At 66.1% G+C, this 13,169-nt stretch carries 16 protein-coding genes and 1 riboswitch; of the genes, 3 read left to right on the top strand and 13 right to left on the bottom strand.

Annotation, left to right across the window (positions count from 1 at the left end):
• Positions 1-146: 146 nt before the first annotated feature.
• Both ACM42_RS28395 and ACM42_RS28390 read right to left on the bottom strand, forming a co-directional pair.
• The gene (locus ACM42_RS28395; RefSeq protein ID WP_271530947.1) at positions 147-407 is read right to left on the bottom strand and encodes a hypothetical protein; all 261 of its coding nucleotides are present in this window, start codon (positions 405-407) and stop codon (positions 147-149) included.
• Between the two features lie 142 nt (positions 408-549).
• Positions 550-933, bottom strand: a complete 384-nt coding sequence (locus ACM42_RS28390) for a RidA family protein (protein ID WP_271530946.1) — start codon at positions 931-933, stop codon at positions 550-552.
• Positions 934-1,384: 451 nt separating this feature from the next.
• Between ACM42_RS28390 and ACM42_RS28385 the strand changes: the two genes are divergently transcribed.
• A complete protein-coding gene (locus ACM42_RS28385; protein WP_271530945.1) occupies positions 1,385-1,819 on the top strand; it encodes a hypothetical protein in 435 nt (144 codons plus the stop codon).
• A 117-nt stretch (positions 1,820-1,936) separates the two neighbouring features.
• On the opposite strand, the gene ACM42_RS28380 is transcribed toward ACM42_RS28385, so the two are convergent.
• From ACM42_RS28380 to ACM42_RS28370, 3 genes are all read right to left on the bottom strand, one after another.
• A complete protein-coding gene (locus ACM42_RS28380) occupies positions 1,937-2,584 on the bottom strand; it encodes a glutathione S-transferase family protein (RefSeq protein ID WP_271530944.1) in 648 nt (215 codons plus the stop codon).
• Between the two features lie 336 nt (positions 2,585-2,920).
• Positions 2,921-3,433, bottom strand: a complete 513-nt coding sequence (locus ACM42_RS28375; RefSeq protein WP_271530943.1) for a mismatch-specific DNA-glycosylase — start codon at positions 3,431-3,433, stop codon at positions 2,921-2,923.
• 148 nt (positions 3,434-3,581) lie between these two features.
• Positions 3,582-3,869, bottom strand: a complete 288-nt coding sequence (locus ACM42_RS28370) for a hypothetical protein (RefSeq protein WP_271530942.1) — start codon at positions 3,867-3,869, stop codon at positions 3,582-3,584.
• 239 nt (positions 3,870-4,108) lie between these two features.
• On the opposite strand from ACM42_RS28370, the gene ACM42_RS28365 reads away from it, so the two are divergent.
• Positions 4,109-4,684, top strand: coding sequence for a DUF4262 domain-containing protein (locus tag ACM42_RS28365; protein WP_271530941.1), 576 nt, complete (start codon positions 4,109-4,111; stop codon positions 4,682-4,684).
• A 94-nt stretch (positions 4,685-4,778) separates the two neighbouring features.
• Here the strand turns inward: ACM42_RS28365 and thiC are convergent, their stop codons facing one another.
• The 6 genes from thiC to ACM42_RS28335 form a co-directional block, all read right to left on the bottom strand.
• Entirely contained in the window at positions 4,779-6,677 is a 1,899-nt protein-coding gene (thiC, locus tag ACM42_RS28360) for a phosphomethylpyrimidine synthase ThiC (RefSeq protein ID WP_271530940.1), read from the bottom strand.
• A 267-nt stretch (positions 6,678-6,944) separates the two neighbouring features.
• Positions 6,945-7,553 (bottom strand): thiamine phosphate synthase, encoded by a 609-nt coding sequence (locus tag ACM42_RS28355; RefSeq protein ID WP_271530939.1) that lies wholly within the window; start codon positions 7,551-7,553, stop codon positions 6,945-6,947.
• A complete protein-coding gene (locus ACM42_RS28350; protein WP_271530938.1) occupies positions 7,540-8,322 on the bottom strand; it encodes a thiazole synthase in 783 nt (260 codons plus the stop codon). The genes ACM42_RS28355 and ACM42_RS28350 overlap by 14 nt, the downstream gene beginning before the upstream one ends.
• Positions 8,323-8,472: 150 nt before the next feature.
• Positions 8,473-8,670: a sulfur carrier protein ThiS gene (gene thiS, locus ACM42_RS28345; protein ID WP_028178061.1), complete on the bottom strand. Its 198-nt coding sequence runs from the start codon at positions 8,668-8,670 to the stop codon at positions 8,473-8,475.
• On the bottom strand, positions 8,661-9,686 hold the full coding sequence (locus tag ACM42_RS28340; RefSeq protein ID WP_271530937.1) for an FAD-dependent oxidoreductase: 1,026 nt from the start codon (positions 9,684-9,686) through the stop codon (positions 8,661-8,663). The genes thiS and ACM42_RS28340 overlap by 10 nt, the downstream gene beginning before the upstream one ends.
• A riboswitch (TPP riboswitch) is annotated at positions 9,674-9,802 on the bottom strand. It overlaps the preceding gene by 13 nt.
• Positions 9,803-9,987: 185 nt before the next feature.
• On the bottom strand, positions 9,988-10,530 hold the full coding sequence (locus ACM42_RS28335; protein ID WP_271530936.1) for a lytic transglycosylase domain-containing protein: 543 nt from the start codon (positions 10,528-10,530) through the stop codon (positions 9,988-9,990).
• Positions 10,531-10,761: 231 nt separating this feature from the next.
• Here ACM42_RS28335 and ACM42_RS28330 point away from each other — a divergent pair, with 231 nt between their 5' ends.
• Complete coding sequence (locus ACM42_RS28330; RefSeq protein ID WP_271530935.1) at positions 10,762-10,977, top strand: hypothetical protein; 216 nt, start codon at positions 10,762-10,764, stop codon at positions 10,975-10,977.
• Between the two features lie 111 nt (positions 10,978-11,088).
• On the opposite strand, the gene ACM42_RS28325 is transcribed toward ACM42_RS28330, so the two are convergent.
• On the bottom strand, positions 11,089-12,411 hold the full coding sequence (locus ACM42_RS28325) for an ATP-binding protein (RefSeq protein ID WP_271530934.1): 1,323 nt from the start codon (positions 12,409-12,411) through the stop codon (positions 11,089-11,091).
• Positions 12,412-12,422: 11 nt separating this feature from the next.
• Positions 12,423-13,163 carry a response regulator gene (locus ACM42_RS28320; protein ID WP_271530933.1) on the bottom strand — a complete coding sequence of 247 codons (741 nt, stop codon included), beginning with the start codon at positions 13,161-13,163 and terminating at the stop codon, positions 12,423-12,425.
• Positions 13,164-13,169 lie beyond the last annotated feature (6 nt).

Here is a 13,169-nt window from a genome sequence, read left to right as displayed (position 1 = left end):
CGCCGGCCGGTCAGGTTCAAAAGAGCCGTTGCGGGAAATGCGCAATTCAGGATGGAGAAGAGCCGTCTGCAAAAGAGAAGGGCGGACCGTTCGCGCGGTCCGCCCCGTGAAAACTCATCCGTATACGCGACCCGTCGCGTCGGGGCTCAGAGCGTGCAGCGGCGCTCGGCGCGCAACTTGATCTGGAGGTCGGACGCCTGCTGGAAGGTCGGAAGCGGCTTGCTGACGACCTTGTAGGTCGACGCGCCGATTTGGAACGGCTTGTACTTGAGGTCCTCGTTCCAGACCTGGCAGATGCCGGTGTTGTCCCAGCGGATCACGTAATAGCCGACCGCCGCCGAGGCCGGCACGGCGAACACGGACGAAGCGATGCCGGCAACGGCACAGAGCGCGAGAGCGCGACGCATGAAATATCTCCTTGTGGGGGAAGTGGATCGGAAAATTCGTGCGGTAAAAGCAGGTCCTTTGCAAGCCGGGGAGCGGCCGCTCACGGACATGTCAGATGCAACCGCGCATTTGGTTCGGCCGCGTGCCCGGCAGGCCACACGCTCACTTCGAAAGCGACGCCACCGCCTCGATCTCGATCAGCATCTTCGGATCGGGCAGGGCCTGCACCACGCAGGTCGTGCGCGCAGGATAGGGCGGCGGGCCGAAGGCGCCGGCATAGAGCGCGTTCATGGCGGCGACGTCGGCGGCGCGGGTCAGGAGCACGTTGACCTTGACGAGGTCGCGCACGCTGGCGCCGGCCTCGCCCAGCACGCGCTTGATGTTGACCACGACGTTGGCGAACTGGGCCTCGAAACTGTCGGGCAGCGCGCCATTGGCATCGAAGCCGGGAATGCCCGAGACGAACAGGAGATCGCCGACCCGCGTCGCAAAGGACAGTGGCGGCGCCTTGACGTGCGGCGGGGGCGCGAAATGCTGGATCGGCATGGGGTCACCTCGGAAGCGGTCGCGGACGCAGGAGCGTAGCGGCAGGCGCGGCGCGGTCAAAACAAAAAGTGCGAAAACAACCCCATGCACAGTAGACGCCGCACGGAAATCATTGATGTTTTCCAGAATTCGCGAAAGGCGAAACCCCCGCTTGCTCCGTCGGGCAAAACAGGGGCAGAATGGCATCCTGGAAGTTGGTCTGCGCTATCCCCAAACTCCGTCGTCATGCCCCGGCTCGACCGGGGCATCCAGTACGCCGCGGCCCCGCGGTTCAATCATGATCGCCTCTGGGATACTGGATCGCCCGGTCAAGCCGGGCGATGACAGTTGAATGCGCTGCTACGTCTCGCGTATCAGGCCCGCACCCATCATGTTGCCGCCGCGATCGATCGGATAAATTCGCCGCGTCTGATTCGATTCCAGTCTTGAAAAATAGCCCCCGGAGACACCTATGAAGATCGCATCCACCTTTCGCGCCGCGCTGCTCGCCATCGCCGCGCTGGCCGGCCTCTCGACCGCCGCGCGGGCCGACAGCGGCTTCGTGACGCTGACGATCTACAAGGCGGGCTGGATCATCGGCGGCTCCGGCGGCTCGGGCGTGCTCAACTTCCGCGGCCGCTCCTATGCGCTCTCCACCGGCGGCCTCGACTACGGCCTCGTGTTCGGCGGCTCGAAAACCGTGCTGCGCGGGCGCGTCTCCAACATCAACCGTCCCTCGGACGTCGCCGGAGTCTACGGTGCCGCCGGTGCCGGCCTTGCGGTCGGCCGCGGCGCCCGCGCCATCGTGCTGACCAACCAGAAGGGCGCGGTGCTGGAGCTGACGGGTCACCAGGTCGGGTTGATGGCGAACGCGGATCTCAGCGGGCTCGCGATCACGATGCGGTAGGGGGAGCGCCCCTCGCCGCAGATCGTAGCCCGCATGAGCGGCAGCGACATGCGGAGCAGTCTCCCCGGATATCGCTTCCGCCTTCGCTCTTCGAGCTACGGCGGACAAGCATCCGGGCTACGAACGCGATGTAGCGGTGAACACCGCCAGCTGCGCATCGAACGCGCGCCTGAACGCCGGCCGCGCCTCGCCGCGGGCGACATAGGCGGCGATTTCAGGATATTCGTCCAGCAGGCGAGATGCGTTCAACCGGCGCAGCACCGTCACCATCATGAGATCGCCGGCGCTGAACGCGCCGTCGAGCCAGTCGGCACCGCCGAGGCGGCGGGACAGTTCGCCGAGCCTGACACGGACGCGGTCCTGCAGCATGGGCAAGCGCTCCGCGTGCCAGCTTCTGTCGCGCTCGACCAGCATGGCCATGCCGAGCTCGACGATCGGCGGCTCCAGCGTGTTCAGCGCCGCGAACATCCACGCGATCGCGCGGCTCCTGGCGTTCGCATCAAGCGGCAGCAGCCCGCCATGGCGTTCGGCGATGTGGAGCACGATCGCGCCGGACTCGAACAGCGCGAGATCGCCATCCTCATAGGTCGGGATCTGCCCGAACGGATGCAGCGCAAGATGCGTCGGCTGCTTCATCGCCGCGAACGAGACCAAGCGGACGTCGTAGGGCTGGCCGACCTCTTCGAGCGCCCAACGCACCCGCATGTCGCGGGCCTGGCCCCGGCCGCGGTCGGGGGAGTTTTCCAAGGCGGTGATGGTGGGCATCGGGGGGCTCCGGTTGATCGCGCTTTGCATCCAGAGGACGAACGAGCGGGGCGGATACCGACAGACTACTTCGTAGGGCCTGTAGCCCGCATGAGCGAAGCGACATGCGGGTCAACCGCCGATCCCGGATATCGCTTCGCTCATCCGGGCTACGAGCTGCCCGCCACAACCACGGTGTCGTCCCGGCGAACGCCGGGACCCAAACCGCGTGATCTATCTGTTGCGGCTTGTCCCAGTACCGAAACGACGAGTCTTCGCCAAACTTCTCCGTGGGGTTATGGGTCCCCGCGTTCGCGGGGACGACAGCGGAATGTGACGCGCTATTGTTCGCTGAACCTACGCGGCGATCCACACCGCAAGCTCGCGCCACGGCTCCAGCGTCCAATGCCCGGACGCCGCACCTGACGGCGAGGGCAGTACGAACGTCTCCGGCCAGCTTCCATCGCGCGGCTGTCGCCCCAGCGCAATCGCAGCTGACGGCCTGCGGTAAAACAAGCTCGCCGCCTTCTTGCTCGTGAACGCAATCGTCCGCGGCCGGTATTTTTCGATCTTGGCCCTGAATCCCGGCACGTCGATCGTCTCCGCCGCGATCTGGTGATCCATCCCGGCGGCCGTCTTGCAGAGATCGGTGAAGCCGATCCCGAGCGCGATCAGCGAGGCAAACTCGCCCGGCTGATAGCGCCGCGGCGTGATCCCGGCCTCATGGATCGCGCGCCAAAAGCGGTTACCGGGATGGGCGTAGTAGTGCCCGAGCTCGGCCGAGCGCGTCGAGGCGGCGGTACCGACGAAGACGAGGCGGAGGTGGGGACGGAGCTGGTCGGGGAGGCGCTGGGGCGGCACGTCAGTCATTCGCAGCCGTAGCCCGCATGAGCGAAGCGATATGCGGGACGACAAAGGTCCCGGATGTCGCTTCGCTCATCCGGGCTACGCGGCCTAAATTGATCGAGAAACAGGCGCAATCGCTCGACGTCCTCAACGGCGTCGGGCGAAAGCAGGATCATCCGATCCTGCGCGCCGCCGGCCGTGGCAACTCCTTCGCCGAACCCCAGCTCGCGACCCAGTCCTTCACCTCGTTGAGCGGCACGGCGGCGCCGCTCTTTCTGAAATCATTCAGTCGCCGGCGATCCTCAGCGATGTCGGGGCCGGCGATATCGACCACGGAATCGAGCAGCGCCACGGCCTCCGCGAGCACGGCGGCGACATGCTGCCCGCGCTCGTCTGCCATCTCGCGCAAACGCGCGTCGGTGTCGGCGTCGAGATCCAGCGTGCGGCGAATGATGTTCATGGATTCAGAATAGGCGCGGAGGGGGAATTTGTCGAGGTGGCCGAATTGGAGAGATCGGTGAAGCCGATCCCGAGTGCGAGCAGCTCAACGAGCTCCGAGCGCGCCGATGCCGACGAAGACGAGGCGGAGGTTGGAGCGGAGCTGGTCGGGGAGGCGGTGGGGGGGCGGGCAAATCATCTATCCGCATAGTTGTAGCCCGCATAAGCGTCAGCGACATGCGGGGCCACTGTCAATCCCGGATGTCGCTTCGCTCATCCGGGCTACGCCTGCTATCTATCCTACGCGCTGCTGATGTAGGCTCGCCCGCACGAGCAAGAAATGCTTGCCAGCTTGGCGGAGTGAAGATGCAAGAGCAGTTCGAGTGGCCCGAGCCCGAGCAGGAAGCCGATAAGGTCGTTTTGCGTAACGTCCGCAACCGCGGCTGCCATATCGTCGGCATCCCCGGAGCCAATCCGCCGTTTGCATTTTCAATCGGCCTGTTTCTGAACTTTGGCCACCCCGAGCTCGTCATCTTCGGCCAGAGCTCCGAAAACGCGCAAGCCATCATCAACCTTATCCGCGACCGCGCGGCATCCGGTCATAAATTCGCCGACGGCGATATCTCCGATGATTTGCTGGAGAACGACTACAAGCTCGGCTTCTGGCAGGTGCCGTTCGCGGCCTATCCCGAGTATCTCGGCACGGCGATCTGGTTCTACTGTAAATCCCGGCTCGCATTCCCCTGTCTCCAGATCATCTGGCAGGACGTCGATCGGCGTTTCCCCTGGGAAGCGGAATGCTCGTCCGCTGTCAAAGAGCAGCAGCCATTGTTTTGAAGCGACGTCTCGCAAAAAAGCCGGGCTGTCCGCCCGGCCTTTGGCTTTTAGAAGGATGCCCGGGTCAAGCCCGGGCATGACGAACGGAGGGGCCTCACAACACCCGATTACTCTCCTTCACCTTCTCCGCATCCAGATAAACGCTGCTGCCCATCTCCTTGAACTTCGCGCTCATCTTCGCCATGCCGTCCTCGGCCGTCCCGCTCATCGACATGCCCACCGAGTTCGGATCGTTCAGCGTCGCCGCATAGTCCCGCACGTCCTGCGTGATCTTCATCGAGCAGAATTTTGGGCCGCACATCGAGCAGAAATGGGCGACCTTGTGGGCTTCCTTCGGCAGGGTCTCGTCGTGGAAGTTCTTGGCGGTCTCGGGATCGAGGCCGAGGTTGAACTGGTCGGTCCAGCGGAAGTCGAACCGAGCGCGCGAGAGGGCGTCGTCGCGCAGTTGCGCGGCGGGGTGGCCCTTGGCGAGGTCGGCGGCGTGGGCGGCGATCTTGTAGGTGATGACGCCGGTCTTGACGTCGTTGCGGTCGGGCAGGCCGAGATGCTCCTTCGGCGTGACGTAGCAGAGCATGGCGCAGCCGAACCAGCCGATCATGGCCGCGCCGATGCCCGAGGTGATGTGGTCGTAGCCCGGCGCGATGTCGGTGGTCAGTGGCCCGAGGGTGTAGAACGGCGCTTCGCCGCACTCCTTCAGCTGCTTGTCCATGTTGATCTTGATCTTGTGCATCGGCACGTGGCCGGGACCCTCGATCATGACCTGGCAGCCCTTGTCCCACGCGATCTTGGTGAGCTCGCCGAGCGTCTCCAGCTCCGCAAACTGCGCGCGGTCGTTGGCGTCGGCGATCGAGCCGGGGCGCAGGCCGTCGCCGAGCGAGAACGAGACGTCATACTTGCGCATGAGGTCGCAGATCTCGTCGAAATGCGTGTAGAGGAAGCTCTCCTTGTGATGCGCCAGGCACCACTTTGCCATGATCGAGCCGCCGCGCGAGACGATGCCGGTGACGCGGTTGGCGGTGAGGTGGATGTATTGCAGGCGGACGCCGGCGTGGATGGTGAAATAGTCGACGCCCTGCTCGCACTGCTCGATTAGGGTGTCCTTGTAGAGCTCCCAGGTCAGCTGCACCGGATCGCCGTTGCACTTCTCCAGCGCCTGGTAGATCGGCACGGTGCCGATCGGCACCGGGGAGTTGCGCAGGATCCATTCGCGGGTGGTGTGGATGTTGCGGCCGGTGGAGAGGTCCATCACGGTGTCGGCGCCCCAGCGGATCGCCCACACCATCTTCTCGACCTCTTCCTCGACCGAGGAGGTCACCGCCGAGTTGCCGATATTGGCGTTGATCTTGGTCAGGAAGTTGCGGCCGATGATCATCGGCTCGAGTTCACTGTGGTTGATGTTGGAGGGGATGATGGCGCGGCCGCGCGCGATCTCGTCGCGGACGAACTCCGGCGTGATGAAGGCGGGGACGGAGGCGCCAAAGCTCTCGCCGTCGGCAAGGGCTGCTTCCGCGCGCTCGAGCTGCTGCTTCCGGCCAAGGTTCTCGCGCGCGGCGACGTAGATCATCTCCTTGGTGATGATGCCGGCGCGGGCGAATTCGAGCTGGGTGATCTTGTGGCCGTCGAGGCTGCGCAGCGGCTTGTGATAGGCCGAGAAGGCGCGCGCGGCCTTGTCGGTGGAGACGCTGCCATTGTCCTCCGGCTTGATCTGGCGGCCCTCATATTCCTCGACGCCGCCGCGCTCCAGCACCCAAGCCTTACGGTTACGCGGCAGGCCGGCGTTGACGTCGATGGTGACGGACGGGTCAGTGTAGGGGCCGGACGTGTCGTAGACCGGCAGGTTCGGCTCGCCCGCGCCTTCGGACAGGATGATCTCGCGCAGGGGCACGCGCAGGTCGGGCGCGGCGTCAGGCGTCGCGAAGATCTTGCGCGAGGAGGGAAGGGGGCCGGTGGTGACGGCGGGGACGGTCTTGTCGGGGTTGGAGCGGATGTTCATGGGGATCCTCCGGTTTTAATGGGCGTCGTTCCGGACGGACCGCATTGCGGTCCGATCCGGAACCTCGAGGTTATTGAGCGAGATTCCGGGTTCGGCTCTGCGAGCCGCCCCGGAATGACGCCGGTGGAAGGTTCTCTGTCATCCCCGCGAAAGCGGGGATCCAGTACGCCGAGGCGGTGCGGCTGGAGCCGTGAAGCCGCGGCGTACTGGATCGCCCGGTCAAGCCGGGCGATGACAGTGGCGTTTGGGGTGGGAGCGGGACCTGCATCACGCGGCCTCCTTCGACAGGCCGAGCCATTGCCGCACGCGGGCGTCGGGGTCGGGGTTTTGGGTGACGTCCGAGACAACGGCAATCGAATCCGCGCCGGCGGCAAAGATCTCCGCGGCGTGCTCGAATTTGATGCCGCCGATGGCGACGAGCGGGATATCGCCGATGCGCTTCTTCCATTCCGTGATTTTGGGAATGCCTTGCGGTTCGAAGCGCATCGATTTCAGCGTGGTGAAGAAGATCGGGCCGAGTGCGACGTAGTCGGGCTGGGCTTCGAGCGCAGTGGCAAGCTCGGCATCGTCGTGAGTGGAGATGCCGAGCTTGAGACCGGCCTCGCGGATCGCCTTGAGGTCGGCCTCAGTGAGATCCTCCTGGCCGAGATGCAGATATTTAGCGCCGGCGACGACCGCCGCGCGCCAATAATCGTTCACCACCAGCTTGGCCTGCGTGTCCCTGGTGATCGCCAGCGCGTCGGTGACGATCTGCAGCGCGTCGGCGTCGTTCAGCTCCTTCGCGCGCAGCTGGATGGTGCCGACGCCGAGTTTCGTCAGGCGCTCGACCCATTGAAGGCTGTCGACGACGGGATAGAAACGATCAGGATACGGCATGCCAGAACGGGGTCCCAACGACAGGGGTGGAGGGGGAGGCGAAGTCGCGGGCGTTCATCAGCCCGGCTTCATAAGCGGTGCGGCCGGCATCACAGCCGAGGCGGAAGGCATTGGCCATCGCGACGGGATCGGCGGCCTTGGCGATGGCGGTGTTGAGCAGCACGGCGTCATAGCCGAGCTCCAGCGCCTGCGCCGCGTGACTGGGCGCTCCCAGGCCGGCGTCGACCACCAGCGTGATGTCGGGCAGCCGGTCGCGCAGCAGCTTCAGCGCATCGCGGTTGGTGATGCCCTTCGCGCTGCCGATGGGCGCGGCCCACGGCATCACCACCTTGCAGCCGGCATCGACCAGGCGGTTGGCAACCGAGAGATCCTCGGTGCAATAGGGGAACACTTCAAACCCGTCCTTGGTCAGGATGGTCGCGGCTTCGACGAGGCCGACGACATCGGGCTGCAGCGTGTCGTTGTCGGCGATGACCTCGAGCTTGATCCAGTTCGTTCCGAACAGCTCGCGTGCGAGCTTGGCGGTCGTCACGGCCTCGCGCACGGTGCGGCAGCCGGCGGTGTTCGGCAGCACGGTGACGTCGAGCTCGCGGATCAGCTTCCAGAACGCGTCGCCGGTCTTGCCGCCGGCGGATTCGCGCCGCAGCGACACCGTGACGATGTTGGCGCCGGAAGCGCGGATCGCGTCCTGCATGATCGCGGGCGAGGGATAGAGCGCGCTGCCGATCAGGAGGCGCGAGGCGAAGGTCTTGCCGTAGAAGGTCACCATGTTGAATTCCCCGTCATTCCGGACGGGCCGCGGTACGCGGACCGATCCGGAATCTCGAAGTTGTGGCGCGAGATTCCGGGTTCACGCTTCGCGTGCCCCGGAATGACGGGCCAAAAAGAGCCGTCGTCGCGAAGAGAGTGTGCCATCCCATCACCCTCCCTGCCGCGGCGTGATGATCTCGATCTCGTCGCCGGCCTTCAGGGCGGTCTCGGCCCAGCGGCTTTTCGGCACGACGTCGTAGTTGAGCGCGATGGCGAAATGGGTGCCCTCATAGTCGAGCTCGGTGAGCAGCGCGTCGACGCTTGCGGAAGTCACCTCGCGCTGCTCGCCGTTGACGATCACAAGCACTGCATCACCTCGTTGTCGATCTGGCCACGCTGGACATAGGCCAGCGTCAGCTCGGCGAGAGCAGGCGCGATCAGGAAGCCGTGGCGGTAGAGCCCGTTGACGCTGATCTTGCCGTCGCGAATGCCGATGCGCGGCAGGTTGTCGGGATAGGCAGGCCGCAGGCCCGAGCCGAATTCGAGGATGCGGGCCTCGCCGAACGCCGGATGCACGGTATAGGCCGCACCCAAAAGCTCCAGCGCCGAGCGCACGCTGACGCCGGTGTCTTCCGCTTCGATCGAGGTCGCGCCCAGCATGAACAGGCCATCCTCGCGCGGGATCACGTAGAGCGGCCAGCGCGGATGGATCAGCCGCACGGGGCGCGCCAGCTGCACCTCACTGGTCTCGATCAGGATCATCTCGCCCTTGACGCCGCGAAGCTCGCCCTGCTCGTCGCGGGCGCTGATGCCGCGGCAGTCGATCACGATGCCTTTGGGATTCAGGTTTGTGAGGTCGTCTGCGGTGACATCGCTGCAAAACCTGATGGTGCCGCCGGCGGCGCGGATGCGCTCGTGCAGCTTCGGCAGCACGCGGCGCGGCTCGACATGGCCCTCGGCCGGGAAGAACAGCGCGTCGCGGAACCGGCCCTCCAGCGAAGGCTCCAGCGCGGCGAGCCCTGCGGCGTCGAGCCGCTGATGGCCCTCGGTCATGCGCGCAAAGCGCTCGAAATCGTTGCGCTCGCGCGGATGGGCGACGACGAGCGAGCCGTTGAAAGGCGTGTCGGGCAGCTCGCGCCGCCAGATGTCGAGCGAGCGCAGCCCCAGGCGGCTGATGATGGGCTCTGCGACCTCGGCCTCGCAATAGGGCGCGAGCATGCCCCCGGCCCAATGGCTGGTGGCGTCCGTCATCGCCTCGTCACCGCGCTCGTGCAAGGTGACGGCGTGACCGGCCTGTGCGAACAGCAAGGCCTGCCAGGCTCCCGCAATGCCTGCGCCGATGATGGATACCGGGGAATCCGGTCGCTTGGTGGTCTGCAACATCCCTGTCCCTTCGCCGGCATGACCCGGATCAGGTTCAAAGGGTCACCGCGGTCCTGGGCAGGATTGCCCATTTAGCGGTATCTCAGCTCCTCCTCGGAGCACCCCTCGGAACGGGTCTAATGTATGCCAGTGACGGGCGGTGTCAACGCGTGTTGGCCCGGAACCTCACCGTTCGTGCCCCGGACGCAGCGCATCACGAAGTGCTGCGCTGCTGAGCCGGGGCCCATGCTAATGCCGGGATGCAGGGTCCCGGCTCTGAGCAGCAGCGTTGCACGCTGCAGCGCGCCCGGGACACGAGAGCCTACTTCGAGGCCTGCGCCCGCGCGTTGCGGAAGCCTTGTGCGAGCTTGCGGGGCGGCGCGGTTCCGAACATCGGCTGCGGATTGCCGTTCGGCTCAAGCCAGCTCTCGTTGCTGGCCTGCTGCACGATCGCCTGTTGCTGCTCCTGGCGCTGGCGCTTTGCAGCGTAGTAATAGCCGCCCGCGAAATAACGCACAGCTCGGGCATGATCGCCATTGGCGGCGCGATAGGCGCCGGCGAGGTATTTGACCGCATAAGTGAGATTGGTGTTGGGATCGCGCAGGCCGGCGGCATCGCCGGTGTAGCCGACCCCTCGTGCGGTCGCGAGCTTGATCTGCATCAGCCCGATGGTGCCGCCACGGCCGACGAGGTGCGGCTGGTAGCGGCTCTCGCGCATGATCACGCGGTGCACCAGCACTTCCGGCACGCCGTTGGCGCGGGCATGGGCCGCGACCATCTCGGCATATTCGGCTTCGCCGGCGAATGCAGCTTGCGGCAAAATCAATCCGGCCGCGAGCAGCGCGGCAGCGCGTAAAATTTTCATCATTTATCCCCGACTTGCCTGCGCCCGGCTGCCGTTAGGCATCCCGAACGCGGCGATGATGTGACCAAACGACGCCGTTAACGTTTTTGCGGCGCCGTGCCGCCGTTACGACTCAAAGCTGGCGTAATCGGGCTTCCGGGGCGGATGACCCCCGCTCGCGACAGCACGCCTGTCTATTCGTGCCGGCTCGCGAAAGCGAGCGCGCAAGCGCTGCAAATCGGGAGAGGTGCCATGACAAAAACCAGCCTGGTCAGTGCACACACCGGCGACATCCCCAGACACAACCCTTGTGCCCAGTGCGGCACGCCGATCGCGCAGCCCGACTGGATCGAGCCGGGCGAGGGACGCGTCTCCTACCTCTGGACCTGCCGCGCCTGCAATTATCGCTTCGAGGCGGTGGCCATCTTCCCGCATGAGGCTGTCGAGCACCCGCCGCTCGCGGCGTGAGGTGTCGTCTCAAGAGGGCATGATCTCCGCGCAAACGCGTTCCGCGTTTGGCGCGAGGGAAAACCGCTGCACACTTTGCGCTAACGCGGCCCTCCGGGTCCGGATCATGCCCTAAGCCGCGAGCCGCGGCTCCTGCCAGATCGGCAATCGCATCCGCACGATCAGGCCATGTGGCTGGCGGTCGTGCAGCGACAGCTCGCCGCCATGGGTGATCGCGATCGCGCGCGCGATCGAGAGGCCGAGCCCGAACCCGGTGGACTCGTCCATGGTGCGCGCGTCGTCGCCGCGCACGAACGGCTCCAGCATCTCCTGCTTGCGCGCATCCGAAATGCCGGGGCCGTCGTCCTCGACGTCGATGACGAGTGTCGTGCCCGAGACCACGAGGCGGACCGTCACCTCGGCACCGAAGCGCACCGCGTTCTCGACGAGGTTGGTGACGCCGCGATGCAGATCGTCGGGCCGCGCGGCGGCGGTCGCGGACGCCGGCCCGTCGTATCGCACGACATGACCCATGTCGCCGAACTGGTCGGCGATGAGCTGGAGCGTGCTGGCGATGTCGACCAGCGTCAAGGCCTCGATCTTGCGATCGTTGCGCAGCAGCGACAGCACCGATTCCAGCATCGAGCGCATCTGGTCGAGATCGATCAGCATGCGCCTGCGGTTGCCTTCGTCCTCGATGAACTCGGCACGCAGGCGCAGCCGCGTGATCGGCGTGCGCAGATCGTGGCTGATCGCGGCCAGCATCCGCGTGCGATCCGCCATCAGCCGCGCGATCCGCTCCTGCATGCGGTTGAGCGCGCGCGCGACCTGGCGGATCTCTTCCGGGCCGCGCTCGGGCAGCGGCTCGGCGGTACGGTCGAGACTGAAGTTCTCGGCGGCCTTGGCGAAGGACGACAGCGGCCTCGTCAGCGTACGCGCCGCCCACAGGCCAAGCACGGTGACACAGATGAAGGCGGTCATCAGCGCCGAAAGCCAGGGCGCGCCCCAGAACATCGGCCGCGGGCCGCCATCGACACGAGCTGCGACCGTCGTGCCGTCGGGCAATTCGATGCCGACGCGGCGCGCATTCCCGTCCGGGGCGAGCTGCACTGCCTTGAAGCCCGGGGCGAGGTGGTGGCGCATCCCGCGCAGGTGCGGACTGTCGCTCGTCTCGACAGTCGCGGTGCCGGGGGCCAGCATCTCGATGCCGAGCCTGGGAAAGGCGCGCGCCAGATCGGCAACGAGGCGCGGCCGCTCGCCGGGCTCGGCCGCGCCGAGCAGCAGTGCGGCATCGGTCAGTTGATGGGCGCCGTCCGGCGGCGCCTCCTGGCGGTCGGGCCGGCTGATCAGGAAAGCGGTGGTGACGACGAGATGGAGCGCGACAGTCGACGCCAGCACCAGCGCGGCGATCTGCCCGCCGATGCCGTTGAGGTGGAAGAACCCGGGCGGCTTCATCTTCGGCGCGCTCAGCCGCTGAGAGGCGTCGCGACCGCTTCCGTCCTCGGCGTGAACAGATAGCCGCCGGAGCGCACCGTCTTGATGAGGGTGGGATCGGCCGGGTTGGGCTCGATCTTGCGGCGGATGCGGCTGACCAGCACGTCGATGGAGCGCTCGAACGAGCCGGCGTTGCGGCCCTGTGTGAGATCGAGCAGGCTGTCGCGCGACAGCACGCGGCCCGGCCGCTCGCAGAACGTCCTGAGCAGATCGAACTCGGCGCTGGTCACCGCTACGCGCGCGCCGTCGGGGTTGCGCAGTTCGCGCAGGCGCAGATCGATGCGCCAGCCTTCGAAGGCGAGCGTGCTCGCGCCTTCGACCGCACTCGCCGCCTGCGCCGCGGCCTGGCGGCGCAGCACCGCGTTGATGCGGGCGAGCAGCTCGCGCGGGTTGAACGGCTTCGGCAGATAGTCGTCCGCGCCCATCTCGAGGCCGACGATGCGATCGACGTCCTCGCCGCGCGCGGTCAGCATGATGATCGGCGTCTGCGATTCGGCGCGCACCTTGCGGCACAGGCTGAGGCCGTCTTCGCCGGGCAGCATGACGTCGAGAATGATGAGGTCGACGCGATGGTCGGCCATCGCCCGCGACATCTCGCGGCCATCGCTCACGGCGGTGACGTTGCAGGCGTTGCTGCGCAGATATTTCGCAATCAACGCCCGGGTTTCGCGGTCGTCCTCGACGACCAGGATGTTGGGACTGGGGATGGCCATGCGATT

The organism is Bradyrhizobium sp. CCBAU 25338 (assembly GCF_028128965.1).
Lineage (GTDB): Bacteria > Pseudomonadota > Alphaproteobacteria > Rhizobiales > Xanthobacteraceae > Bradyrhizobium > Bradyrhizobium liaoningense.
Note: the sequence above shows the minus strand (reverse complement) of the source record. Positions and strands in the feature narration are given on the sequence as shown.

Coding starts and splice junctions, on each gene's coding strand:
- ACM42_RS28395 (WP_271530947.1), bottom strand. CDS start 407: ATGCGTCGCGCTCTCGCGCTCTGTGCCGTTGCCGGCATCGCTTCGTCC.
- ACM42_RS28390 (WP_271530946.1), bottom strand. CDS start 933: ATGCCGATCCAGCATTTCGCGCCCCCGCCGCACGTCAAGGCGCCGCCA.
- ACM42_RS28385 (WP_271530945.1), top strand. CDS start 1,385: ATGAAGATCGCATCCACCTTTCGCGCCGCGCTGCTCGCCATCGCCGCG.
- ACM42_RS28380 (WP_271530944.1), bottom strand. CDS start 2,584: ATGCCCACCATCACCGCCTTGGAAAACTCCCCCGACCGCGGCCGGGGC.
- ACM42_RS28375 (WP_271530943.1), bottom strand. CDS start 3,433: ATGACTGACGTGCCGCCCCAGCGCCTCCCCGACCAGCTCCGTCCCCAC.
- ACM42_RS28370 (WP_271530942.1), bottom strand. CDS start 3,869: ATGAACATCATTCGCCGCACGCTGGATCTCGACGCCGACACCGACGCG.
- ACM42_RS28365 (WP_271530941.1), top strand. CDS start 4,109: ATGTCGCTTCGCTCATCCGGGCTACGCCTGCTATCTATCCTACGCGCT.
- thiC (WP_271530940.1), bottom strand. CDS start 6,677: ATGAACATCCGCTCCAACCCCGACAAGACCGTCCCCGCCGTCACCACC.
- ACM42_RS28355 (WP_271530939.1), bottom strand. CDS start 7,553: ATGCCGTATCCTGATCGTTTCTATCCCGTCGTCGACAGCCTTCAATGG.
- ACM42_RS28350 (WP_271530938.1), bottom strand. CDS start 8,322: ATGGTGACCTTCTACGGCAAGACCTTCGCCTCGCGCCTCCTGATCGGC.
- ACM42_RS28340 (WP_271530937.1), bottom strand. CDS start 9,686: ATGTTGCAGACCACCAAGCGACCGGATTCCCCGGTATCCATCATCGGC.
- ACM42_RS28335 (WP_271530936.1), bottom strand. CDS start 10,530: ATGAAAATTTTACGCGCTGCCGCGCTGCTCGCGGCCGGATTGATTTTG.
- ACM42_RS28330 (WP_271530935.1), top strand. CDS start 10,762: ATGACAAAAACCAGCCTGGTCAGTGCACACACCGGCGACATCCCCAGA.
- ACM42_RS28325 (WP_271530934.1), bottom strand. CDS start 12,411: ATGAAGCCGCCCGGGTTCTTCCACCTCAACGGCATCGGCGGGCAGATC.
- ACM42_RS28320 (WP_271530933.1), bottom strand. CDS start 13,163: ATGGCCATCCCCAGTCCCAACATCCTGGTCGTCGAGGACGACCGCGAA.